The organism is Bifidobacterium reuteri DSM 23975 (assembly GCF_000741695.1).
Lineage (GTDB): Bacteria > Actinomycetota > Actinomycetes > Actinomycetales > Bifidobacteriaceae > Bifidobacterium > Bifidobacterium reuteri.
In genome coordinates, this window is the sequence record NZ_JGZK01000013.1 from 64,872 (window position 1) to 90,085 (window position 25,214).

12 protein-coding genes, 3 rRNA genes and 1 pseudogene are annotated in these 25,214 nt (G+C 58.5%); 5 read left to right on the forward strand and 11 right to left on the reverse strand.

The window, feature by feature from the left end; translation table 11 throughout:
• Positions 1-258 precede the first annotated feature (258 nt).
• Complete coding sequence (locus tag BREU_RS09020) at positions 259-858, forward strand: biotin transporter BioY (RefSeq protein WP_044090460.1); 600 nt, start codon at positions 259-261, stop codon at positions 856-858.
• Between the two features lie 130 nt (positions 859-988).
• Here the strand turns inward: BREU_RS09020 and BREU_RS09025 are convergent, their stop codons facing one another.
• Positions 989-1,900 carry a biotin--[acetyl-CoA-carboxylase] ligase gene (locus tag BREU_RS09025; protein ID WP_044090457.1) on the reverse strand — a complete coding sequence of 304 codons (912 nt, stop codon included), beginning with the start codon at positions 1,898-1,900 and terminating at the stop codon, positions 989-991.
• A 163-nt stretch (positions 1,901-2,063) separates the two neighbouring features.
• Between BREU_RS09025 and BREU_RS12445 the strand changes: the two genes are divergently transcribed.
• Positions 2,064-4,391, forward strand: coding sequence for a DUF6020 family protein (locus tag BREU_RS12445; RefSeq protein WP_044090455.1), 2,328 nt, complete (start codon positions 2,064-2,066; stop codon positions 4,389-4,391).
• Positions 4,392-4,616: 225 nt separating this feature from the next.
• On the forward strand, positions 4,617-5,531 hold the full coding sequence (locus tag BREU_RS09035; RefSeq protein WP_044090453.1) for a PucR family transcriptional regulator: 915 nt from the start codon (positions 4,617-4,619) through the stop codon (positions 5,529-5,531).
• Between the two features lie 115 nt (positions 5,532-5,646).
• Here the strand turns inward: BREU_RS09035 and rrf are convergent.
• From rrf to BREU_RS09075, 8 genes are all read right to left on the reverse strand, one after another.
• Positions 5,647-5,763: ribosomal RNA gene (gene rrf, locus BREU_RS09040) — 5S ribosomal RNA — on the reverse strand.
• 176 nt (positions 5,764-5,939) lie between these two features.
• Positions 5,940-9,004, reverse strand: a 23S ribosomal RNA gene (locus tag BREU_RS09045).
• A gap of 436 nt (positions 9,005-9,440) precedes the next feature.
• A 16S ribosomal RNA gene (locus BREU_RS09050) occupies positions 9,441-10,967 on the reverse strand.
• Together the 16S, 23S and 5S rRNA genes form the textbook arrangement of a ribosomal RNA operon.
• Positions 10,968-11,583: 616 nt before the next feature.
• Entirely contained in the window at positions 11,584-13,461 is a 1,878-nt protein-coding gene (locus BREU_RS09055) for an oleate hydratase (protein WP_044090317.1), read from the reverse strand.
• Between the two features lie 146 nt (positions 13,462-13,607).
• Entirely contained in the window at positions 13,608-14,492 is an 885-nt protein-coding gene (locus tag BREU_RS09060) for an aldo/keto reductase (RefSeq protein ID WP_044090353.1), read from the reverse strand.
• A 111-nt stretch (positions 14,493-14,603) separates the two neighbouring features.
• Positions 14,604-15,056 carry a DUF4186 domain-containing protein gene (locus BREU_RS09065; RefSeq protein ID WP_044090319.1) on the reverse strand — a complete coding sequence of 151 codons (453 nt, stop codon included), beginning with the start codon at positions 15,054-15,056 and terminating at the stop codon, positions 14,604-14,606.
• A gap of 192 nt (positions 15,057-15,248) precedes the next feature.
• Positions 15,249-18,803: a DNA polymerase III subunit alpha gene (gene dnaE, locus BREU_RS09070; RefSeq protein WP_044090320.1), complete on the reverse strand. Its 3,555-nt coding sequence runs from the start codon at positions 18,801-18,803 to the stop codon at positions 15,249-15,251.
• Positions 18,804-18,897: 94 nt separating this feature from the next.
• Entirely contained in the window at positions 18,898-20,613 is a 1,716-nt protein-coding gene (locus BREU_RS09075; protein ID WP_052382103.1) for a PHP domain-containing protein, read from the reverse strand.
• 282 nt (positions 20,614-20,895) lie between these two features.
• Here BREU_RS09075 and BREU_RS09080 point away from each other — a divergent pair, with 282 nt between their 5' ends.
• Together BREU_RS09080 and BREU_RS11705 are read left to right on the forward strand one after the other, a co-directional pair.
• Complete coding sequence (locus tag BREU_RS09080) at positions 20,896-21,939, forward strand: helix-turn-helix transcriptional regulator (RefSeq protein ID WP_238567048.1); 1,044 nt, start codon at positions 20,896-20,898, stop codon at positions 21,937-21,939.
• Between the two features lie 274 nt (positions 21,940-22,213).
• The gene (locus BREU_RS11705; protein WP_081886658.1) at positions 22,214-22,699 is read left to right on the forward strand and encodes a DUF1643 domain-containing protein; all 486 of its coding nucleotides are present in this window, start codon (positions 22,214-22,216) and stop codon (positions 22,697-22,699) included.
• Between the two features lie 1,035 nt (positions 22,700-23,734).
• Here the strand turns inward: BREU_RS11705 and BREU_RS09090 are convergent.
• Both BREU_RS09090 and BREU_RS09095 read right to left on the reverse strand, forming a co-directional pair.
• Positions 23,735-24,655, reverse strand: a pseudogene (locus BREU_RS09090) (RluA family pseudouridine synthase); the annotation flags it as partial.
• Positions 24,655-25,206, reverse strand: coding sequence for a signal peptidase II (locus BREU_RS09095; protein ID WP_044090325.1), 552 nt, complete (start codon positions 25,204-25,206; stop codon positions 24,655-24,657). The gene BREU_RS09095 and the pseudogene BREU_RS09090, both read right to left, overlap by 1 nt.
• Between the last annotated feature and the right edge of the window lie 8 nt (positions 25,207-25,214).

A 25,214-nucleotide genomic window follows, 5' to 3' on the forward strand; every position in this document is an offset into this window, starting at 1 on the left:
CGCGTAGGTTCCGGTTACGTAACCGGACGATACGCCGCTGATTTTCCGCGGAATTGCAACGTTTGTGGCCATGGCACCAACAGTGTCCGCCAGTTGACGATAACAACGGTTTCGTCAATGCCCGACAAAGAAGCGCTCGGTTTTTTGTACTTTGATACGAAACCGCACGAAAGCGAACAACCGTACGATGGCTTTCGAAGTTGGGGAAGGCTCCGAATACGCCGGTGCCCGCGCCACACCACCAAAGGGGATTCAATCATGCAAACCACACCTACCGCGGCGCCGTCCGCCTCCGCATCCACCGTCGCACGCCGCATCGCAGCCGTCTCATGGAAGCCGGTGCTGTTCGCCGTACTGCTCTGGCTGTCCGCCGCAGCCGGTGAGATCCCGGTTCCAGGCACTCCTGTTCCGATCACGCTGCAGACGTTCGTGGTGATGCTCGCCGGGCTGATGCTGACGTGGAGACAGGCCGGATCAGCACTGGCGCTGTACATCGCGGCCGGCGCCGCCGGTCTGCCGGTGTTCGCCGGCGGTGCATCCACGATGGCTCTGGTCGGTCCGAGCGCGGGCTTCATCCTGGGCTTCCTGCCCGGTGCCGTAGCCATCGCCCTGCTGCGCGGCAAGGCTGATACGTCGTCCTTCAGTGCCGCCGCACTGACCGCAGGCCGCTACATGCTGGCCGCCATCATCGGAGGCGTTGTGGTGGTGTATGCGTTCGGCATCACCGTGCAGTCCGCCCTGACCGGCGCGCCGGCGCTTGCCGTGACGCTCGCCTCGATGGGCTTCATCGCCGGCGACGCCGTCAAGGCCGTCGTGGCGGCGCTGGCCGCTGCCGGGCTGAGCAAGCTCGGACGCTGATGATGCTGCGGCAATGACTTGCTGCAACACGCCCTATTGATATGGTTTGGCCACGGGTAATTCGCCCGTGGCCCAAACCATTCTCTCTGTTTCTTTTCATCACCGGTGCAGCATTGACGCCGGTGACACCTTACAGCACACCGACATCCGCAGTGTGCACAGTATGCTCCACCCCATCTGCTGTGCGCAGAATCAGTGAAGCGTCATTGTCCAAACCGACTGCGGTGCCGGCGAGCGCGGTTCCATCGGTGAAGTGGGCTTCCACGGTGCGACCTCTCGCCCAGCACACGGCGCGCATCTCCTCGTGCAGGGCCGCAATGGCACCTTGCGGGTCGGCGATGAACGCCGTCAGCCGTTCGCGCAAACCAGTCACCTCGCGCGCGGCGATGGCGTCGCGCATCGTGGTGAACGGCGGCAGGCCATTGGCATGCAACTGCAGGGAGGTCGACTGCGATGTGGGCAGTAGCGTAGGCGGCAACGCCAGATTCAGGCCGACGCCGATCACCAACGCCACATCGTCATCACGACCGGGCGAGTCAGGCTGCGCGCTGCCGGACGGTGGCAACATGACCACCTGCGACAGCAGTCCGCCAAGCTTCAGACCGTGGCAGTACACGTCGTTGGGCCACTTCAGCTCCAGGAAGTGTTCGGCATCGATCATCGAGGCCCCCGACGCCTCGATCATCCCGTTCAGCGCATCCAGGGTGGCCAGGCCCGCGATCATCTGCAGCCAACCGTTGATGGTCTCATCCAGTGCGACCGCACGCGGCACTCGCACCACATACGATATCGTCGAGCAGCTGCCCGGCTGGCTGATCCAGGTATGCCCGTTGCGGCCGTGTCCGGCAACCTGGCTGTCGGCTGCAACCACGACGACCGCGAGGCCGTGTGCCGTATGCGAGGGCAGCGTCAATGAGCCATCAGTGATCATTGACGCGGCAAGCGCGTTGGTGGAGTCGGTCTCATCGACACTGATGACCCGATCCGCCACCGCCTCGGTTCGAGGCAACCGAGGTTGTGCAATAGACAGTGTATGTATCATGGGCAACACGTTACCGTATTCTTCGCCTGAAAACGAGCGATACACTGCCTGAAATCGGCGTATTTCCAAGGAAAAACGACTCTTGGCGACGTGTGAACGCTCACAGGTGAGCAGGCTCACAACCTATCCCCATCCGTTGGCATTACCGGCTACCATTGCAACCATGACCCGACCAGTATCCCTACAGCCAGACACGACAGGCCCTGCCCATCCACGACTCGCACGCATCGGTTCCGCCGCGCGTTGGACATTGGCCGTATCGGCATGCCTGTGGCTGGCGCTGTGCACTGCTGTAGGACCGCTGTATTGGGATTTCGACAACGGCACCATCGCGCATTGGAATTGGACCAATACTGCCATTTTCGCGGGCTCGTTCATCGTGTATCTCGGCATCGTCGTGGCGCTGGTGCGCTTTGCTGCCCTGGGCCATATGCTGCCCAAGCCGCTGCATCAATGGCTCTGCCGCGTCCAGCGCACCGTGTGCGGTCTATTCAGCGGCCGCGAAGTCACCAGCGCAGTCGCCGATAATGCGGTTCCCGCCCATGACGCCACTGACAGCACAATCCCAACCAGCACGAACCCCGGCGACCGCCGATCCGACGCGAATGGCTCTACTGAATCTGCCACGGCCCATGCCTCGCGGATACGCGCCATACTGCCGGTCGCAGGCCGCGCCATCATGTATGCGATGGCGGTTCTGGACCGGTGGATTGTGCGGGGCACGAACCGGTTCTGGAAGCTCGCTCTGGTGTTCTTCATCGGATGGTTATGGGTGCCCACCACCCTGCTGGCCGCGTTCGGCGCCGACATCCGCTCGCAGATCCGCGAATTCAGTTGGGCCTGGAATCAATGGACCGGGTTGAAACAGCCATATATCGGCTTCTTCTCGTTCGTCCCGATGGACATCTACCCCACCGCGCACTACATGTGGCCGTCCGACCCCACGTACCTCACTGACCAGCACAATATCGCGCTGACCCTCATATACGGCGCCACGGCCGCATTCTCACGCTATGTCACCGGTTCGAATGACGCAGGCATCGTGGTGCTCGCGGCATTGCAGATGCTGTTCGCCGTGTTCTGCTGCGCTTCCACCGCCCACCGGTTCCTGAATCGTCCGTGGATGCGAACCGACGCCCGCTCCTCGGCCACGAATGAGGACCTCGATGAGAGCACAGACGAAGGCCCGGACGAAGGCCCACAGCCATCCGAAACTCCATCCATAACACCATCCACAACTCCCCAATACGCAGGTGGATTGGCCCGTGTGCTGATACTACTGTTCTTCATGGTCTGCCCGTTAGCCGTGTTCTCGACCATCTCGCTGACCAAGTCCCCATTGTTCGCATTCGCATTCGTCTGGTGGTTTGGCGTCTGGTATGAGCTGGCGCAGACCTGGCGTCCTGCAGGACGGCGCCGCGGCGGCAGACTACACAGCATTGCGAAGACCAGTGTTAGCGCCGCAGCTGGCAACGCCGACGAAGCCATCAGCGACACCAAAGACAACAACAGCGCCGACGAATCGCACGTGGCACCAGCGCACTCGCCGTCTGCCCCGATCCGGCTGCCCCGCCATAGCCTTATCGCATTGATACTGTCCAGCTGCGTGATGCTGATTTCCGCCAAATACGCGTGGTATATCATCGCCCTGCAATTCGTACTGGCCCTTATCGCCGACCGCCGCCGCTGGAGCACGTATGTAGCGGCGTTGCTCATCCCCACTGTGCTGATTCATGGCGGCATCGTCCTCGCCATCCAATCGCATGTCATCATTGGAGGCGACCCCATCGAAAGCCGAGGCGTGCAGCTGCAGATGATCGCCCGCGTGGCGCAGCGTAATCCCGACGGCATTTCGGCGGACGCCGCCAAGAACCTGTCTCCGGTGTTCAATCAGGACCAGATGGCGGACGCGTACTTCCAGCAGGATGCCGATCCGGTGAAATCGTCCGGCATCCAAGCCAAGAAGGTCAGCTACAAATGGCGTACAGTCACGCCTGAAGACATGGAGAAGTTCAACAAAGCATGGCTCGATATCGTCATGGACAATCCTGTCATCGCGCTTGATGCGCTGTTGGCCAAATGCTTCGGCTACTTCAACGTCACCGATCAGCCATACGTATCCATGGGGTATTACATCAACAGCGATTATGTGCAGAAGCATTCCACGTGGATCAAGTCGTACCATCATGATTGGCGTGAGAAGGTGGCTGGATTCGCCACTGCCTGGGGCTCGATACCGGTATTGGGCTGGTTCACGCACGGCAACTTCTACGTGGTGCTGACCCTGCTCATCGGAGCGGCCGAGGTGATTCGCCGTCGCTGGCTGACGCTGATGACGCATATTCCGCTGCTGCTGCTGATGGGCGTGATGATCACTGCGCCGGCCAACAACTTCGAGCGCCATATGCTGCCCGTGGCATTCGTGTTCGGGTTCGTGGCCCTTTCTTATTGGCGTGAGTCGCTGAGCGAACGCCAGCACACCCAGCACTGAACTGCTCCCCTTCACCCAGTTCAACCGGCTGCGAGAGGAATCTGACGGCTTTGCGTCACTAATAATTGAACGCTGCATCTCCTGTCTCTCCCCAGTCGGCTTCGCCGCCAGTCCCTCTTCAGAGGGGCCAAAAACACAGCTGTCTGCTTCACGGCAACATACAAGATAGACCACTAGCGGCTGAGGTAAACCAGAATGCAGGGACAAGATATTAGACTGTTACCTATGCCTTCGAATTTCCTCGATCTATTATCTGCTGATGTATCCAATGACACTGATGGTACGGCAGTGGATCGCATTCGGGTTGTGCTGTTTGAATGCCTGTTCGACGAGCTCGCCGACCAACGGGTGACGTCGCTGTTCAATGTGCTTGGGTACGAAGGCGGTTTTCCATGCTATGCCATTGCCGGGTATCCGGCACGCTCCGCGGCACGGACTCGCGCGTCCATAGAAAAAATCGTGTCCGATTTTGGCGGTGACTGTCTCACGGCGACCCATACCCTTGGCGTGCTGTCAATCAATGATGAAGCAGATCTTGCACAGAGCATTGCCGACGACGGTGACGATACGCTCGGCACCGCAGATCATGATAAGAACGAGGCACAGGACAGAACGGTAGTCGTCGCGCTCATTACCCCGGTTGGAGCGGCCACTCCGGAGCTTATCTGCAATACGGTCGCCTCCGCATATGACGATGCTCGCCCTTTGGCATTGGGACCTCAGCTACGCGGCACTTCCGGCGCCATGCGCTCGATACGCTCATCGCTGTATTGTCTGAAGGCTGCGCCAGCGTTGGCGGCTGCCGTGCATCAGCTGCCACGTCCGTTGCGCAACGACGATGCGCTGCCGGAACGTGCGCTTATCGGTGATCAGGATGCGCGCAAGGTATTAGTAGAGGCCGTGTACGGCAGTCTGGCCAACGCGAGTACCGATAACTCGACGATGGTGACGGTATCGACGTTCCTCAAATATGGCGGGTCACTGGAGACGACGGCCAAGGAGCTGAATGTGCATCCGAATACGATTCGCTACCGCTTGAAGCGCGCAGCGGAGTCCACCGGCTGGGATGCCACCGATCCGCGTGAAGCGTTCGTACTGTCGTGCGCCATTGCGCTGGGCCGTGTCGCCGGTCTCAGCTGACCTCATTCCAAAGATGACTGTGTCGTGTGCCTCTCCCTCACCCGGCTGTCGCCGGAGGGGCTGGATAAAGGGAAAGCCCTGGTACCGTGTGGGTATCGGGGCTTTGTAAGTGTTAATGCGGCGGCGTGCTACTCTCCCACACCCTGTCGGGTGCAGTACCATCGCCGTGCCAGGCCTTAGCTTCCGGGTTCGGAATGGGACCGGGCGTCTCACCTGGGCCATGGCCGCCGCAAGAATCAGTTGTACGGTCGGGAACCGTGTTCCCGCCGGCATGGTGGCGGCCTGGGAACCGGAGGATGGACGCGAGGATGTTCTGTTGTTTCGTGCGATGCGCTTGGGATCCGTGTCGTCTCCCTGTCGTCCGCATCATGCCGTCGCAGTACGGTGCCCCAACCCGTTGGTTGGGATGATGTGTGGCGTTCCCCCGTTAGTACCGGTCGGCTCCACCCCTCGCGGGGCTTCCACGTCCGGCCTATCGACCACGTGTTCTGCATGGGGGGTCACCAGCCCACGATGGGGCTGTAGGAATGCTTATCTTGGAGCAGGCTTCCCGCTTAGATGCTTTCAGCGGTTATCCCTTCCGAACGTGGCCAACCGGCCGTGCCGCTGGCGCGACAACCGGCATACCAGAGGTTCGTCCACCCAGGTCCTCTCGTACTATGGGCAGGCCTCCTCAACATTCCAACGAGCGCAGAGGATAGAGACCAAACTGTCTCACGACGTTCTGAACCCAGCTCGCGTGCCGCTTTAATCGGCGAACAGCCGAACCCTTGGGACCTGCTCCAGCCCCAGGATGCGACGAGCCGACATCGAGGTGCCAAACCATCCCGTCGATATGGACTCTTGGGAATGATCAGCCTGTTATCCCCGGGGTACCTTTTATCCGTTGAGCGATGCCGCGTCCGTACACCGGCACCGGATCACTAGTCCCGACTTTCGTCCCTGCTCGACCCGTCAGTCTCGCAGTCAAGCCACCTTGTGCACTTGCACTCGCCACCCGATTGCCAACCGGGCTGAGGTGACCTTTGGGCGCCTCCGTTACTCTTTGGGAGGCAACCGCCCCAGTTAAACTACCCGCCAGGCACTGTCCCAGACACGGATCACGTGTCGTGGTGAGACATCCAATGCGAACAGAGCGGTATTTCACCTTGCGACTCCGCGTGGTCTGGCGACCACGCCTCACGGTCTCCCGCCTATGCTACACAATCCACACCGAATGCCAATACCAAGGTATAGTAAAGGTCCCGGGGTCTTTTCGTCCTTCTGCGCTTAACGAGCATCTTTACTCGTACTGCAATTTCGCCGAGCTCCTGGTCGAGACAGTGGGGAAGTCGTTACGCCATTCGTGCAGGTCGGAACTTACCCGACAAGGAATTTCGCTACCTTAGGATGGTTATAGTTACCACCGCCGTTTACCGGGGCTTGAATTCACCGCTGCCCCCCGAAGGGATGACGGATCCTCTTAACCTTCCGGCACCGGGCAGGCGTCAGTGCATATACAGCGGCTTGCGCCTTCGCATGCACCTGTGTTTTTGGTAAACAGTCGCTACCCCCTGGTCTGTGCCACCCCCAAAAGCTCCAGGAGCAAGTCCTTTCACCATCGGGGGCCTCCCTTGAACCGAAGGAACGGGAGTGATTTGCCGAGTTCCTTGACCAGGATTCGCTCGATCGCCTTGGTATTCTCTACCTGACCACCAGTGTCGGTTTGGGGTACGGGCGGCATGCGCCCTCACGCCGAAGCTTTTCTCGACGGCCGGGACCACCGGATCCACGCTCAACGCGCGTCCCATCGCACCTCACCCATACGCCCCCCGGATTTGCCTGGGGGACGGGCCGCGTGCTTGGCCCGGGAAAACCACCTCCCGGGCCGGCTGCCCTTCCGTGTCACTCCTGCGCTCACCTACTACCGTTACGGTCCCGGCGACCGGACCCGCCACCGTCCCGAAGGACGGATGGGGACCGGCCGGAGGTTAGTACTCACGGCCTCGGTCTGTTCGGTCGCAAGCCGGTACGGGAATATCAACCCGTTCATCCATTCGACTACGCCTGTCGGCCTCGCCTTAGGACCCGACTCACCCAGGGACGATGAACGTGGCCCTGGAACCCTTGGTCATCCGGCGGACGGGATCTTCACCCGCCTCTCGCTACTCATGTCTGCATTCTCACTCCCCCGAAGTCCACGGCAGGCTCACGCCGCCGCTTCGCCCCTCGGGGGACGCTCTCCTACCCAATGGCCTAAACCATTGCCGCGTCTTCGGTGGCGTGCTTGAGCCCCGCTACATTGTCGGCGCGGAACCACTAGACCAGTGAGCTGTTACGCACTCTTTCAAGGATGGCTGCTTCTGAGCCAACCTCCTGGCTGTCTATGCGACTCCACATCCTTTCCCACTTAGCACGCGCTTGGGGACCTTAGACGACGGTCTGGGCTGTCTCCCTCTCGACGACGGAGCTTATCCCCCGCCGACTCACCGCCGGGATACACTTGACGGGTATTCGGAGTTTGGTTGCTGTCGGTACCCAGTACGGGCCCTCAAGCATCCAGTAGCTCTACCCCCCGCAAGCACTCACCCGACGCTGCACCCAAATGCATTTCGGAGAGAACCAGCTATCACGGAATTTGATTGGCCTTTCACCCCTAGCCCCAGGTCATCCCCCCGGTTTTCAACCCAGGTGGGTCCGGTCCTCCACACGGTCTTACCCGCGCTTCAACCTGCCCAGGGCTAGATCATCCCGCTTCGGGTCCAGGACGGGCGACTCAACGCCTTTTGAGACTCGCCTTCGCTACGCGTACACCACACGGCTTACGCTCGCCACCCGCCACTGACTCGCAGACTCATTTTTCGATAGGCACGCCGTCACCCCATCAAAGAGGCTCCGACGGATCGTAGGCGCACGGTTTCAGGAACTCTTTCACTCCCCTCCCGGGGTGCTTTTCACCTTTCCCTCACGGTACTAGTACGCTATCGGTCAGACAGGAATACTTAGGCTTGCCCCACGGTCGGGGCGGATTCACACGGGGTTCCACGGGACCCGCGCTACTCGGGAAAACACGATCGACGGTCCACGCGCATTCGGGTACGGGGCCATCACCCTCTACGGCCCGGTATCCAACCCGGTTCCCCTAGCACATGGATTTCTCACCGCCGGCCGGCCCGTCGGGACCGGCGCACACGCTCCCACAACACCGCACACGCAACCCCCGACGGGTATCACACGCACACGGTTTAGCCTGATCCGCTTTCGCTCGCCACTACTCACGGAGTGTCCTCTCCTGCAGGTACTGAGATGTTTCACTTCCCTGCGTACCCCCCGGCCAAGCCGGTGCCAGCCCATGACGGCTGGCGGGTTCCCCCATTCGGAAATCCTCGGATCAAAGCCCTGTCGGCGGCTCCCCGAGGCCTATCGCGGCCCCACACGTCCTTCATCGGTCCTGTCTGCCAAGGCATCCACCACACGCCCTTGCAAGCCACACGGCCCGCAAGCAACGACACAATGCCAGACGACAAATCATCGACAACATCAGATCACAAAACGATCGCAAACGAACACCAAAACAAGTTTGGAGTCCGAACGAAATCAACAACGAGACACCCGGGACACACCCGGATGCTCGCTCGCGTCCACTCTCCAGTTCTCAAACCACCACCGCACCCACGCAAACCGGCACACGCGAAACCAATCACGCAAACCGGCCCCCGCGGGGCAGGGCACCCGCACCAGGCAAAACACCCGGCGTGGCGGCCCGGGAACCCAAGAACGCGCCCATACCACCCCCACACGCCCACGACAGGCACACAGGCGAGCCGAATCCGATCTCTTCCACACCAGCAACCCCCCGCACGACCGGGAGCATCCCGGCCACAAGGGGCGAAACAACGGCTCCCAAACAGAAGCCTGAAATCTCCGTAGAAAGGAGGTGATCCAGCCGCACCTTCCGGTACGGCTACCTTGTTACGACTTAGTCCCAATCACGAGCCTCACCTTAGACGGCTCCCCCCCCCATACGGGTTAGGCCACCGGCTTCGGGTGCTGCCCACTTTCATGACTTGACGGGCGGTGTGTACAAGGCCCGGGAACGCATTCACCGCGGCGTTGCTGATCCGCGATTACTAGCGACTCCGCCTTCACGGAGCCGGGTTGCAGGCTCCGATCCGAACTGAGACCGGTTTTCAGGGATCCGCTCCACGTCACCGTGTCGCATCCCGCTGTACCGGCCATTGTAGCATGCGTGAAGCCCTGGACGTAAGGGGCATGATGATCTGACGTCATCCCCACCTTCCTCCGAGTTAACCCCGGCGGTCCCCCGTGAGTTCCCACCATAACGCGCTGGCAACACGGGGCGAGGGTTGCGCTCGTTGCGGGACTTAACCCAACATCTCACGACACGAGCTGACGACGACCATGCACCACCTGTGAACCCGCCCCGAAGGGAAACGACATCTCTGCCGTCGTCGGGAACATGTCAAGCCCAGGTAAGGTTCTTCGCGTTGCATCGAATTAATCCGCATGCTCCGCCGCTTGTGCGGGCCCCCGTCAATTTCTTTGAGTTTTAGCCTTGCGGCCGTACTCCCCAGGCGGGATGCTTAACGCGTTGGCTCCGACACGGAACGCGTGGAACGCGCCCCACATCCAGCATCCACCGTTTACGGCGTGGACTACCAGGGTATCTAATCCTGTTCGCTCCCCACGCTTTCGCTCCTCAGCGTCAGTAACGGCCCAGAGACCTGCCTTCGCCATTGGTGTTCCTCCCGATATCTACACATTCCACCGTTACACCGGGAATTCCAGTCTCCCCTACCGCACTCAAGCCCGCCCGTACCCGGCGCGGATCCACCGTTAAGCGATGGACTTTCACACCGGACGCGACGAACCGCCTACGAGCCCTTTACGCCCAATAAATCCGGATAACGCTTGCGCCCTACGTATTACCGCGGCTGCTGGCACGTAGTTAGCCGGCGCTTATTCACCAGGTACACTCAACAAAAGCCTTGCTCCCTGATAAAAGCGGTTTACAACCCGAAGGCCTCCATCCCGCACGCGGCGTCGCTGCATCAGGCTTGCGCCCATTGTGCAATATTCCCCACTGCTGCCTCCCGTAGGAGTCTGGGCCGTATCTCAGTCCCAATGTGGCCGGTCGCCCTCTCAGGCCGGCTACCCGTCAAAGCCACGGTGGGCCGTCACCCCGCCGTCAAGCTGATAGGACGCGACCCCATCCCATGCCACGAAAGCATTTCCCGACAAGCCATGCGGCCCATCGGAGCATCCGGCATTACCACCCGTTTCCAGGAGCTATTCCGGAGCATGGGGCAGGTTGGTCACGCATTACTCACCCGTTCGCCACTCTCACCCCGGCCGAAACCAGGGATCCCGTTCGACTTGCATGTGTTAAGCACGCCGCCAGCGTTCATCCTGAGCCAGAATCGAACCCTCCACAAAAAACCAATGCGAAGGAATCCAAAAACAGACTCCCAAACAAAAATTGACGCGACTTCTTAATAAGGAAAAGAAGTCCGCACGAAAAACCCCGCCCCGATTCAACCAACCAAGGACCCACCAGAGAAAACCCCGGCAGGCTCGGAACGGACTGGCAATCAAAAAACGACTCTAAAAAGTAGTACAAACACGCTCTTGAGTTCTCAAACCACCACCACACACAAACCGATCCGGAAACCAACCATCAGGAGGAAACCCGAACCGCTCAGCGGCAGCGAGTAGATAACTTACACGAACACAAGAACAAACGCAAACCGGCATGCGAGAACCACGCCAGAACCGTTGAAACGACTGCGTTCCCCCGGCGTGTCGAAAACAACGTTTTCGACCCCCGACACCGCCAATATACCGCCGCAAACAACCGAAAACCACCCAACAACCACTCCCCACCGGCGTGTTCCCCAACAATTCACCCACACGCAAACCCACGAGCAACAACAACGATTGTGTCACACTCACGCCAATCGACCGATGCACGAGCAAAACACGGCAGAATCGTTGCAGCACAGACCACGAAAAAGGCGGCAACCGGAGAAAACCGATTGCCGCCCAGGGATGGTCAGATGACGTGATACTCGCGTAGCAGGGTGACGATGTCGGTGCCGTCGAGCTTCTTCAGCACCTTGCCGAGCACAGCCTTTTCGATGAAGTTGAGTTTCATATCGGCCACCGGCTTGCCATCACGCAGTTTGACCGTGGCGTTCAGCAGGTTGCGCACGTCATAGACACTGCCCCACACCTCCGGCACACCGCGATCGACATCGAGCAGGGTATACACCGCCTCCATGCCGGTGCGCATCGAATACTCGGTAGTAAAGATCGTGTCGCGTGGGGTTTCGGCGAACTGACCGAGGAACGCGAAGTTCACGGCGCCATCCGGCACCACGTCCGGACGATCACCGGCGGCACGTGGCATGAAGAACGCTGTGATGTACGGCATCATGACCGGTACGGTGTTGGCGTGGCTCTTGGCAAGCGCCTCGATCTTGTCGGTCGGCACACCCATGTGGTAGAGCCACTCTTCGCAGATCTCCTCACCCGTGCATTCGGTCATCGGCTTCTTGATGTAGTTGCCGGGCTTGTCGGGGAACAGGCCGTACACCCACACGCACAGCTGGTCCTTGGGCTGGTCACGGAACTGCTGCTGACGGTTGAGCGTCCAGCTCATCAACCAGTTGGAGTCGGTGACGGTGACGATGCCGCCCGTCACCACATGACCGGTGAAGGGGTCGCGTTTGCAGATGCGCTTGATATACGGCGGAATCTCCCCGTCAAGCGTGGTGACGGTGGCGCTCATCCATTTGGTGGCCTGCGGATCGGAGCAGAACTTGTCGGGATGACCGAAGCTGGGATCCTGACGCGCGATATTGCGCCACATATCCCAGCCACCGCCGGGCTTCAGGTCCGGATTCCAAGCGGCTGGCGAGTGCTGCGAGCCCATGGTGGAGTTCTCCACGCAACCGCCGTTGGTGATGAATACGTAATCGTTCTCGGTCAGATCGATCGATGACTTCTCGCCCTCATGATCAAGGTCGATGCGTACGGCGAGTTTCTTGGTGGGGCTGGAGTACGGATTGCGCTTGAAGACACCGGAAGTCGCCTGGATCTTCAGAATCGTGTCCTGACCGACGCCGGTATGCTCACGCTTCGGCCCATCTCCGCCGCCGATGGCGAATTCGACGTTATCGACCTTGGTGTTGTAGTGGAATTGCACGCCATGGCTTTCCAAGTACTTGACCATCGGCAGAATCATCGACTCGTACTGGTTGTAGCGGGTGAAACGCAGTGCGGAGAAGTCCGGCAGACCGCCGATGTGATGAATGTAGCGCTTGATGTACAGCTTCATCTCGAGCGCAGAGTGCCAGTTCTCGAAAGCGAACATCGTGCGCCAGTACATCCAGAAGTTGGAGTTCAGCACCTCGTCGTCGAAGAAATCGGTGATCGGCTTGTCATACAATTCCTCGTCAGGCGTGAAGAACAGTTTCATGATCTCTTGCGAGGCCTTGTCGGACAGCCCGAACTTGCCGTTGGTGCCGGCGTCCTTGCCGAGATCCTTGGTGGCTCGGCATAGGGAGTAGTTCGGATCCTCCTTGTTGAGCCAGTAGTACTCGTCCAGCACGGAGATGCCTTCGGTCTCGATGGAGGGGATGGATCGGAACAGATCCCACATCACCTCGAAATGGTTGTCCATCTCACGACCGCCGCGCATCACGTAGCCGAGGCCGGGGATCTCGGCACCATCGCAGGCACCGCCGGGTACCGAATCCTTTTCGAAGATATGGATGTGGTCACCTGGCATCTGACCGTCGCGCACCAGATAGCACGCCGCAGATAGTGCGGCAAGACCTGTCCCGATGATGTAGGCGGATTTCCGATCGACTCCGGCAGGCTTCTTCGGACGGGCGAACGCTTCATAATTGCCGTTCGAGTAGTACATGATGCTCCTCCTTTGGAGAGTGTGTTGACATTCCGTCAACTTCTTGTATAGACATATTGTCGCATTATTTGCCGATTCGCTATAGGCAACTGTCGGCGTTGTGTGGGATTTCAGAAAACTCCCCTGATACGAGGGGAGTCAATGGATCAGATGTTGCCGCGCACGTGCTGGTCGGCCCATGACTGGGAGTGCGTGAACGTGGCCGGGTTGGCGCTGACGTTGGCATGCGGATCATCAAGCGCGTCGATGGCTGCGAGCTCGGCATCAGTCAGGTCAAAAGCGGCACTGGCCAGATTCATCTTCATGCGATCCACATGCTTGGACTTCGGAATGACGATACGGCCCTCCTGGGTATGCCAACGCAACACCACCTGCGCCGGCGTGACGCCATGTGCCTTGGCAGACGCAATCACAGGAGCAGATTCGATGTCCTTGCCGTGGCCCAGTGGGCTGTATGCCTCGGTGACAATGCCATGAGCCTTGCAGTACTTGAGATTGCCCGGCTGGGAATAACGCGGATGCACCTCAAGCTGGTTGACCGCGGGCGCCTCGCCGGAATCCTCGATAATGCCGCGCAGATGCTCAGGCAGGAAATTGCTGACACCCGGCACCCGAATCACGCCTTCATCGCGCAGTCTGAGCAACGCTCGCCATGTCTCCTTGTAGAAACCGGCTGCGGGGAAGGGCCAGTGAATCAGATACATGTCGACGACATCCACCTTCAGTTTGCGGCGGGATTCCTCGAACGCCACCATGGCGGAGTCGTAGCCTTGATCGCAGTTGCGCAGCTTGGTGGTCACCCATACTTTGCCGGCCATGCCAGTGGCCTTGAGCGCATCGCCCACCTGCTCCTCGTTGTAATAGGCGGCGGCGGTGTCGATGTGGCGGTATCCGATCTCCAGTGCCTCCTCGACCGCCCGCTGGGTATCCTCGGGAGGAATCTGGAATGTACCGAATCCGATCTGGGGAATCACAGAATGCGCCTTGTCGTTCAACGTCAGTTCGGGGGAAACCAGTTGCTGTTCGCTCATGACGATCCTTTCGCTATGGAAACGGATTTCCGCCTTCATGCTACTCCTGCGGTGCTCCGCTGCCGCCCTTGCCCACGCCTATTTCGTCATTCGCTTTCGGCTTGTCCTCGACTAACGGAGCGGGTGAGCGGAATGGACGGGTTGGGCATCGTGAACCGGATGGACGGGGTGATTCACGAGGTCGCGTTCAATCCATGCCATGACGAGGTCGGCGAGACGGTCCACCTCGTCGTCGGTCAATGTGCGTCCTTGAGGAATGCGATGCCACTTCTCGATGCACCCACGGCAGCAGGTGGCCGTGGCATGCTGCGCGGTGAATACCGGATGGCCGCGCCATGGCGTCTGTCTGCCGTCGTTCTTCGGCTCTGCCGCACCGACCCGGTCGCGCAGCATCTCATGTGCATGGCGATTGATGACCACCTTGCCCTTGTCGCGCGCATAGGCGCGGTCCTTGTCGCTCAATATGAACTTGGCGCGAAACTTCGAATGAGATAACCGTCCCAAGGTTTCCGCTATCCAGCGTTGCTCTTCGTGCTCCGCACCGTGCTGTTCTGCATCGTCCACAGTTCTATATGGTAGTGGCTTGTTTTGCTAATAATTGAGCACTGCATCTTCTGTCTCTCCCCCAGTCAGCTTCGCTGACAGCCCCCTCATCAGAGGGGGCCGAAGTACCACCTCTGTTTGTTTCACGGCAACGCAGGGTCCAATGCCACTTAGACAATTGCGAGACAGATCAGTAGTACCCGCAACTTACCCTCAGGCGGCAGGCAAACAGCTCGGACCGAACAGAATCTTAATCTCCGCGAACAGAGAGGTATCTCGTTTCACACGGAATCGATCACCGAACGTCAGCACTCGAGCATTGCCCTTATCGTCCATGATTGCAAGATGCACTTCGCTATAACCGGGATGGCTGGCGAGCACCTGACCGAGACGCGACATGCGATCACGCTCCAAAGCCGCAATCGGCAATGTGATCAACAGGGGGCGCTCATCCTCGGCCTCCAAAGTCGGCACCTGCATTTCCGTAGCTCTCAGTGACACCGTTTCGTCACGAAGTTCGACCTGGCCGCGAATCTGCACCACGGCGTCGACGGCAAGTTCCGAAGCCGCTGCCTCATATACCTTGCCGAAGAACATGCATTGAATCGAGCTTTCCATGTCCTCGATGGTCACGATGGCCCAGGGGTTGCCTTTCTTGGAGACACGCCGATCAACGCCGGTCACGAGGCCGGCGAGGGTGACCTGCTGGCCGTCGGGCATGGTTTTGGCGCGGTCGATGAGATGCGCGATGGACATCTCGCGCAGGGACGCCAATATCGACTGCATGCCAGAGAGCGGGTGGTCGGACACGTACAGGCCGAGCATCTCGCGTTCGAAGTTGAGTTTGGTCTTCTTGTCCCATTCCTCGACGTCCGGCACCGTGACGGAGGCATCACCCATGGCCTCCGCTCCCCCGTCCTCGGTGTCGGCGAACAGGTCGAACTGGCCTTCCGCCTGCTTGCGTTTCAGGCTCACCACCGAATCGATGGCCGCTTCATGCACCGTGAACAACGCCCGACGATTCGGGTCGATGGAGTCGAAAGCGCCGGCTTTGATCAGGGATTCGACCAGGCGCTTGTTCAGCGCGGTCAACGGCACTCGACGGATGAAATCCATGAAGTTCACGAACCTGCCGCGCGGGCCTTCACGTTCGGCGATGATATCGGCCACCGCCTTCTCTCCCACGTTGCGGATTGCACCGAGGCCGAATCGCACGACGTCGCCGACTGCGGAATACTCGTATACCGATTCATTGACGTCCGGGGAGAGCACCTGGATGCCCATGCGACGAGCCTCGCCCAGATAGAGGGCGGTCTTGTCCTTGTTGGTGGCCGCGCCCTGCAGGAGGGCGGCCATGAACTCGACCGGATAATGGGTCTTGAGATACGCGGTCCAATACGAAATCAGACCGTAGGCGGCGGAATGCGCCTTGTTGAACGCGTATCCGGAGAACGGGACCAGAATGTCCCATACCGCGTTGGCGGCTTCCTCGGAGTAGCCGTGTTCCTTCATGCCGGCGAAGAACGGTACCTTCTCCTTGGCCAGCACCTCCGGCTTCTTCTTGCCCATCGCTCGGCGCAGCACGTCGGCCTTGCCGAGGGAGTAGCCGGCCAGGATACGCGCGGCTGACTGCACCTGCTCCTGGTAGATGATCAGGCCGTACGTCTCATCGAGCACCTGCTTGAGCGGTTCCTCAAGCTCGGGATGAATAGGCGTGATCTTCTGCAGACCGTTCTTGCGCTTGGCGTAGTTGGTGTGCGAATCCATCGACATCGGGCCCGGACGGTACAGGGCAATCAATGCGGAGATGTCGTTGAAATTGTCAGGCCGCAGGGTCTTGAGCAACGAGCGCATGCCGTCGGAATCAAGCTGGAACACGCCCAGCGTGTCGCCTCGCGAAAGAAGCTGGTAGGTTTCCTTGTCGTCCAGTGGGATCTTCGTGTAATCAATGGCAGGCTTGCCGTTCGCCTCGATGTTCCTCAACGTGTCATGGATCACCGTCAAGTTGGACAGGCCCAGGAAGTCCATCTTCACCAGACCCAGCGTCTCGCACGTATGGTACTCGAACGTGGTGGTGATGGTGCCGTCGGTGCGCTCCAGCAGGGGCGACGTGTCCGTGATCGGCGCGCTGCCCATGATCGTCGCGCACGCATGCACGCCGGTCTGGCGGATCAGGCCCTCGATGCCCTTCGCCTCGTCGGTGATGCGCCGCGCATCCGGGTCGGACTCGTACATCTCGCGGAACTCGCGGGCCTCGGCGTACCGTTTCGCCGTGGGATCGAAGATGTCGTGCAGGCTGATGTCCTTGCCGCCGGTCGCGGCAGGAGGCAGCGCCTTGGTGACTTTCTCGCCCACCGAGAATTCGTAGCCCATGATGCGGGCGGAGTCCTTCAACGCCTGCTTGGTCTTGATGGTGCCGTAGATCACGCACTGCGCCACCTTGTCGGTGCCGTACTTCTCACCGCAGTACTCGATCACGCGGGCGCGCCCCTCCGGGTCGAAGTCCACGTCGATATCCGGCAGGGAGACGCGCTCCGGGTTCAGGAACCTCTCGAAAATCAGACCGTGCTGCAACGGATCCAACTCGGTGATGCCCATCGCGTAGGCCACCATGGCGCCTGCCGCCGAACCACGGCCCGGCCCCACCATGATGCCGTGGTCCTTGGCCCACTGGATGTAGTCGGCCACGACGAGGAAGTAGCCGCAGAACTGCATCTGGCAAATCACGCCGCACTCATAGTCGGCCTGTTTGAGCACCTCCAGCGGCGGATGGCCGTCATACCGCTTTTCGAGGCCTTCCTCCACCTTCTTCAAGAACAGGCTGGTCTCATCCCAGCCTTCCGGGCATTCGAAGCGTGGCATGAACGCGCCGTCCTCGTGATCGTCGAACATCACGTTGCAGCGTTCCGCGATGCGCAGCGTATTGTCGCATGCTTCCGGGAATTCCTTGAACAGCTCGCGCATCTCCTCCGCCGTCTTGATGTAATAACCCGTACCGTCGAATTTGAATCGGTCGGGGTCATCCAATCGTGAACCGGAGTTGATGCACAGCATGGCGTCCTGTGCACCCGCGTCTTCGGCATGCACGTAATGCGAATCGTTGGTGGCCAGCAGCGGTGCGTTCAGCCTCTTCGCGATGTCGAGCAGGTCCCGGGTCACCTGCGTCTCGATCTTCAGGCCATGATCCATCAACTCGATAAAGAAATTATCCCTGCCGAAGATGTCCTGCATCTCACCTGCCGCACGCAGCGCCTCATCGAACTGTCCCAGTCGCAGACGAGTCTGGATTATGCCCGAGGGGCAGCCGGAGGACGCGATTACACCCTTGGAGTAGGTGGAGAGCACCTCCTTGTCCATACGCGGATAGCGTTGGACGCGACCTTCAAGGTTCGCCTCGGAACTGGCTTTGATCAGATTGACCAGACCCTCGTCATTTTCGGCCCACATCGTCATATGAGTAATCAGACCGCCGCCAGAGACGTCATCGCGGCGCTGGGCTTCCGTGCCCCAGTGCACGCGCGACTTGTCCTGACGAGCGGTTTCCGGCGTGACATACGCCTCGATGCCGATGATCGGCTTGACTCCATTGGACACGCAGTTGGTGTACATCTCGTAGGCGCCATGCATGTTGCCATGGTCGGTGATGGCGACGGCCGGCATGCCCAACTCGGCGACGCGCTTCGCCAATGCGGGAATCTTCGAGGCACCGTCCAGCAGCGAATAGTGCGTGTGATTATGCAGATGTACGAAGTTCCCGGTTTCAGCCATGAGGTCAACCATACCTTAGAGTCTTGTCGGCTATGGATATGTCCTGATTCCCCGCGCAGGAACAATATGCGTCAGCGGGCAATGCTTTTGCGGATCAAAATAAGGTGTCGAACTGTCGTTTATTCTTGCTGCGCGCTAAAGCAGTGGATCCCAAGATGTTCACTCTCGGCAGCCCCAGTTCCGTACATGTGTGCGAATCGAATGCGACGGCAACGGTTCCATCCACTTGTTGGATGAGGGATGTGAATTCCGACAGAGGGCGGGCACTGAGCACGATGGACCCTTCACGGACGAATCGCCTCTGCGGGAATTGTGCTATGCGATCCTCTACATCCCTGAGTCGTTCATCGTGCATCCAGTCGCCGATTGCCTCCGCACCGGAGGATACATCATGCTGTTGTCCGAGTGCGCCGGACACCGCTCTGATGGCTTTCGCCAACCCGTACTTCACGTACTCCACTGTGGGTGCCACATGGCCCTCCTCCCCGTATCGTTCGCGCATCACCTTCAACGCGAGCGGGGCTATCCCCGATTCGCCGCGCAGCGTCACCACAGGGAATTTCGGATTCCTCCCATTGATGAAACGGCCCGCCGACATGCCAAGCTCCATCGGGTTCGTTTGAGTGATGCCCAATGCATGGCACACGAGACTGGCCCTTGCTCTTCCTTCACTGTCGGCGAACACGTAACCCGATTCCTCAAGTTGTTGCTTCATGTCCGCGACCGCCAGCAGATACTCCTCCGCATGCACAAGTCCGAGTGCGTACAGTTCCTGCTCCATACGTTTCCTGATATCATCGGTCATCGCACCATGCAGACGGTCCACCCCGGCCTCGACCATCCGACGTAGAGCACTGGCTGCAGATTCTTCCGGACCATAATTATGGGTCGGCATCAACGAACCTTCAGCTTGAGGATGAAAACCGGCCCGGCATCGTTCGGCGATAAGCAACGTATTGTCACATGCCTCAGGAATGTCCGCGAACAGACTTCTCATCTCATGTCCGGACAGTAGGTGATACCTTTCTCCGGCAAGTCGGAATCGAGATGGATTGTTCCAACTGTCACCGTATTCGATGCACATGCGCATCTCCTGAGCTATCCGGGCCGCAGGACTCGCATAATGCACGTCTGCGGTCGCCACTATGGGAGCATCGAGTTTGCGGGCAATTTCAAGCAGACCGGACCGCACCCGCCGTTCCATCTCCAGTCCGTGATCCATGATTTCAACGAAGAAACTCCCCCGTCCGAAGATGTCCTGAAGATCGCCTGCCATACGGAGGGCGTCGTCGAATTGCCCCAGCCGCAATCTCGTCTGAATCGCCCCCGACGGACAACCAGAGCCGCAGATCAGGCCTGCGGCATACCGTGACAACAGTTCACGATCCATTCGTGGATATCGTCCGACTCTGCCTTCAAGATTCGCGGCGGATGACATCGAGAACATGTTTCCCAGCCCTTCGTCCGTTTCCGCCCACAAACTCAGATGGGTGAACCTTCCATTCCCTCCGACATCATCGGGATTCCGACGCCGGCGCGGAGTCGGATCCCATGAGACTGGTGACGTATCACGCCGATCAGTTTCGGGGGTGACGTATGCCTCCAATCCGAGTACCGGCTGTATCCCTGTCTGTCGGCAGGTCTTCCAGAAGTCGAACAGTCCGTTCACCACACCGTGATCGGTTAATCCGATAGCGGGCTGCCCCATGTCCACTGCCGTCTGGACCAATTCGCTGATGGATGAACCCCCGTCAATCATCGAGAATGAACTGTGCACATGCAGATGCACGAAACCATCACCGCTCGTCATTAATGTCCTTTCCGGAAAATGTATCGTATGCCGATCATCACATCTCGACGAGAAGAACAGTACATATCTACTGTTTGTCAATCCTTTTGTTGACGAAATATCCGATTATGTGCAGCTCGAACATGATGAGGACATCGGCATTGTCGGCATCGCCTCGCCCCACCCCGTTGAGAAGCTATGAGACTTCACCTGCCGTCCGCCAACTTATAATGGCGCTCAAGAAAGTCGCCATGGAAGGCTTGGAGAATGGACTTCTGAGAGGTGGAGTGTATGTATGGATCAATGAAAAGCGCACCTTCCACGGCTGAAATCGTCGTGGAGATTCTTGAGCTGCTTGACGCGCACACCGATCGGGAGCATGGGGTCTCGGCCGTATGGATCAGCAGGCAACTGGGAGTAACCGAGAAGACCGTCCGAGGTCATCTGCACACCCTAGCGGCAATCGAACCGTTCGGTCGAAAAGTCGGAAAGCTGGAGCGGAAGGATCTCATCAACGCGCAAAGCATCGACACAAAGACCGGCTGGTATATCGAATCCATATTCGATACCGCCCAGATGAGATTGCTTGCGGATGGAGCCGCATTATCTCGTTCGGACGGCGAATATCTCAGGGACCTCATTGCCAAGGTGTACGCCTTCGCGGGCCGCTCCGGGCAACTTGACGGTCTTGGTACCCTGCTCACTCCGCCTCACTACAATCGGGAATTCTTGAGCAATGTGGAGCAACTCAACGACGCCATAGCTCATGAGCGCCAGATACACTTCCACTATTGCACTTATGACGTCAACGGGGAACTGATCCCCCGCATCGACGCAGCAGGCAAGCCGAAGGAATATACCGCCGACCCCTACAATCTTCGATACAAGAATGAGAAATACTATCTCATCTGCCATCTGCAACCCTATGACGACCTGTCATATCTTCATGTTGAGCGTATCCGGAATCTCCGGGTAGAAGACGTCAACCACTCTATTCAACGTACGTTCGATAGCTTCACCGACGATGCAGGAAATCCCATAGACATCGCGGCCTTCATGAACGAACGCCCCTATCCCATCGATGGTGAGGCAGTCCCCATACGTTTACGCGTCGAGGGAGGATTGGAGCCCGTATTCGATTGGTTCAATGACGCGAAAGTGACGCAAATAGAGAAGAACGTCTACGAGGTGGTCATCAAGGCACCGCAATGGGCCACGGCCTTCTGGGCCCTGCAGTACACCAACAGCGGGGTCCATATCACGGTGCTCGAACCCCAGTCCCTACGCAGTGAATTGCTCCGAGCCGGCCATACGCTTCTCAACCGTTATGGGACATCAGAACGGTAGATATCTATCTCTTTGTTTTTCAACACATACGATTAGGAGATACATAAAGGGCATATCAGAGACAGAGCGATAATTATGAATCATTCAAGCAGCATCCACCCCAAGAATATGCAACCAGTCTTCCCGGAGGAAACTAGCAGATACAACCGAATCACAAACCGGCAGCACTGCAACCCTCGGCAACGAAGGCAACACCGTCATTGTCACCGTCCAGCTACAATAAGAACCATTCGCATGCATAAAGCACACGCTAAACAGGAGACTCTTCTTAGTGATGTCCGATACATATATCCGATCATCGGCGCAAATCAGCGAAGACGGCAATTACCGTTATGAACTCAGCCGCGTATGGGATGAAGCTCTACCATCCATCGCATTCATTCTGCTCAATCCATCAACTGCGGATTCGAATATCGATGACCGCACCGTAGAACACTGTGTCGAATATGCCAAACGATGGGGATACGGATCGGTCAGCATGTACAACCTATACGCATACCGAACAACATATCCCAAAGAACTTAAAGCTAAGGGATTTCCCGTCGGACCTCAGAATGATGAAATACTGGCAACTATGGCATCAACAGGCATTAGAATCATTGTCGCGTGGGGCAATAACGCACAACCCAATCGAGTCAATAAGGTAATGGCGATTATCGGCCATCCCGTCGAATGTTTGGGAACCAATAAGAATGGAAGCCCTAAGCACCCAGCTCGTCTTTCATACAAACAGCATCCAGAGCCTTGGCCCTATGATTAGGGTTATAGCAAGTTAATACCAATTAAAGACATCAAACCGACTCAAGATCATACTGATAATCCTGACCGCATCGAGCCCCTTCCGAGGGATATCCATCCGGGAGCATCCCAGGCTGAAGCAGATGACGCCTATTATTGTGATATAAAGCATAAAATCTAGCTCTATTGCCATTCTCCGCAGTAAACACCATCCAGTAAGGACGATTCCGAGATATAGGCCGATCTTCTTGTACACGGGTGTAGTCATCGATCATCTTTAATAACCGATATTTCTCCGCCTGATTGTGCTCATGCTTCATAAGCATGACCTCGTTTAAGTCGATACCTACTTTTCTCAATACATCACTTATTCCAAGTCTCATGAAGTTTTAGGCCTTTCCTAATAGACGATATCAATGGTCTTAATAATTACCAGCGGGACGTTGTGTTGCAGGTCAAACAGGTGTGGTTGCGATTGGTGCAGGTGGTTTATACATAGTTACATCCCTTAACGTACCTGTAAGTGAGCACAATCCACCTGCGCGGGCTATCTGAAGGACACAAAATGCCTGCGGAAGAAAGGGACTCCACGCATTAAAGCCTTGTCAGTTACGGATATGACCTGATTCCACGCGCGAATGTGGATAACCCGGAAAGCTGGAACCACACCACATACCTTGATCTGGCTCGACAAGCCGTGTCAACACCGTTTAGCTTCAAGTCGGAGCACCCTACCAGGACGCATGACGAAGAAGTTGATGCAAGTAGCATCCGGAGCGCCGATGATACCCACGCCCCGCGCGTCTTCCATGAATCATCACAAGAGAGGGCGGGGCGTCACATCGTCTCTGCAGGTCAGTCGACGAGAACTGGCGACGGGGGAGACGTCGGGCGTCGGTTCGGCTCCGGCAACGGCCGGGGTGGGCAACACACCATCCAAGCCGGGCACAACGCCCGATTCGGTTATAACGTCTGAACCGGGCACACCAGCCGAATCGGACAGCGCGACCGACGTATCAGGCGAGCCGGTGTCCGCCACAGCGACGGCTGCAGGCTGCTCGGCGTGGCGGGCACGCATGGTTTCGAGTGCCTGCGCCAGATCAGCCGGGTAATGGGATTCGACGGTAGTCCACACATGGGTGCGCGGATGCCGGAACTCGAGTTTCATGGCGTGCAGCCACTGACGATCGAGGCTGAGCGCCTCGGAGAGCACGGGATTGGCGCCGTACATCGGGTCGCCGCACAGAGGATGCCCGATCGAGGAGAAATGCACGCGAATCTGATGGGTGCGACCGGTCTCAAGATTCACGGAGACCAGCGTGGCCTCGTGGCCGAACCGCTCAAGCACATCCCAGTGTGTCACGGCCGGTTTGCCGGCGGGCGTAACGCAGAATCGGAAGTCCGACACCTTGGCTCTGCCGATTGGCGCCTCGATGGTGGCCTTGTTCTGTTTCAAAGACCCCTGAACCAAGGCATGATAGGTCTTCTTCACCTCATGCTCGGCGAACTGGCGGCGCATTTCCGTATAGGCCAGATCGGACTTGCACACAAGCATCAGCCCGGAAGTGCCCACATCAAGACGGGACACGATGCCTTCGCGTCCTGCCGCGCCAAGCGAAGTGATATGCACACCGCGATCGCGCAATGACCCCAGCACCGTGGGCCCGGTCCATCCGATTGAGGCATGGGCAGCCACACCCACCGGCTTGTCGACCACCACGATGTCGTCGTCTTCGTACACCACAGCCATATCATTGGCGATGGGCTCGGGTTCCTGATGCTCTTCCTCCAGATCGAATTCGACGGTCTCCCCCGCCGTCAAGGTACTGGATCGCGCCACGTCACGGCCGAGCACACGCGCCTGTCCGGAATCAATCAGATCAGCTGCTTTGGACCGTGATATGCCGAGCATCTTGGCCACGGCGATATCGAATCGTTTGCCGATGAGAGCGTCGGGAGCAGGAATCATGCGATTCATTACTCGGCGTCCACCTTTGTTCCATCGGATTCGGCGTTGTTGGCGTGAGCTTCATCCGCATCTGCGGTGGAGAACGGCTCGTTGAGCAGAATCAGCACCACGATGGCCACACCTGCCGCAACGAGATAGATGTCCGCCACGTTCCCGACGGACCATCCATAGTTCAGGAAATCCACGACCTTGCCATTGAGGAACCCATCCGCATACATCACACGGTCGATGAGGTTGCCGAACGCGCCGGCGAAGGCAAGGGACAAGGACACGGTCCATTTCAGTGACACTGAACGTACACCGAAATACAACAACGCGCACGAAGCCACGATAGCCAGCAATGAGATAATCCACGTGGCGTTTGACCCCATACCGAGTGAGGCACCAGGATTGTGCACCAACGTCAGCGACAACAGACCCGGAATCACACGGATGGTCTGACCGCTGGATAATGCCGCCAATGCCCATGCTTTGGTCAGCTGATCGACAATCAACGCGGCTGCCGATACACATGCAAAGACGGCCACGCGCATGCGCAGCCGTCCCTGTTGGTTCGTCATATGACTAT

Coding starts and splice junctions, on each gene's coding strand:
- BREU_RS09025 (WP_044090457.1), bottom strand. CDS start 1,900: ATGATACATACACTGTCTATTGCACAACCTCGGTTGCCTCGAACCGAG.
- BREU_RS09075 (WP_052382103.1), bottom strand. CDS start 20,613: ATGACGAGCGGTGATGGTTTCGTGCATCTGCATGTGCACAGTTCATTC.
- dnaE (WP_044090320.1), bottom strand. CDS start 18,803: ATGGCTGAAACCGGGAACTTCGTACATCTGCATAATCACACGCACTAT.
- BREU_RS11705 (WP_081886658.1), top strand. CDS start 22,214: ATGTCCGATACATATATCCGATCATCGGCGCAAATCAGCGAAGACGGC.
- BREU_RS09035 (WP_044090453.1), top strand. CDS start 4,617: ATGCCTTCGAATTTCCTCGATCTATTATCTGCTGATGTATCCAATGAC.
- BREU_RS09055 (WP_044090317.1), bottom strand. CDS start 13,461: ATGTACTACTCGAACGGCAATTATGAAGCGTTCGCCCGTCCGAAGAAG.
- BREU_RS09095 (WP_044090325.1), bottom strand. CDS start 25,206: ATGACGAACCAACAGGGACGGCTGCGCATGCGCGTGGCCGTCTTTGCA.
- BREU_RS09020 (WP_044090460.1), top strand. CDS start 259: ATGCAAACCACACCTACCGCGGCGCCGTCCGCCTCCGCATCCACCGTC.
- BREU_RS09060 (WP_044090353.1), bottom strand. CDS start 14,492: ATGAGCGAACAGCAACTGGTTTCCCCCGAACTGACGTTGAACGACAAG.
- BREU_RS12445 (WP_044090455.1), top strand. CDS start 2,064: ATGACCCGACCAGTATCCCTACAGCCAGACACGACAGGCCCTGCCCAT.
- BREU_RS09080 (WP_238567048.1), top strand. CDS start 20,896: ATGAAAAGCGCACCTTCCACGGCTGAAATCGTCGTGGAGATTCTTGAG.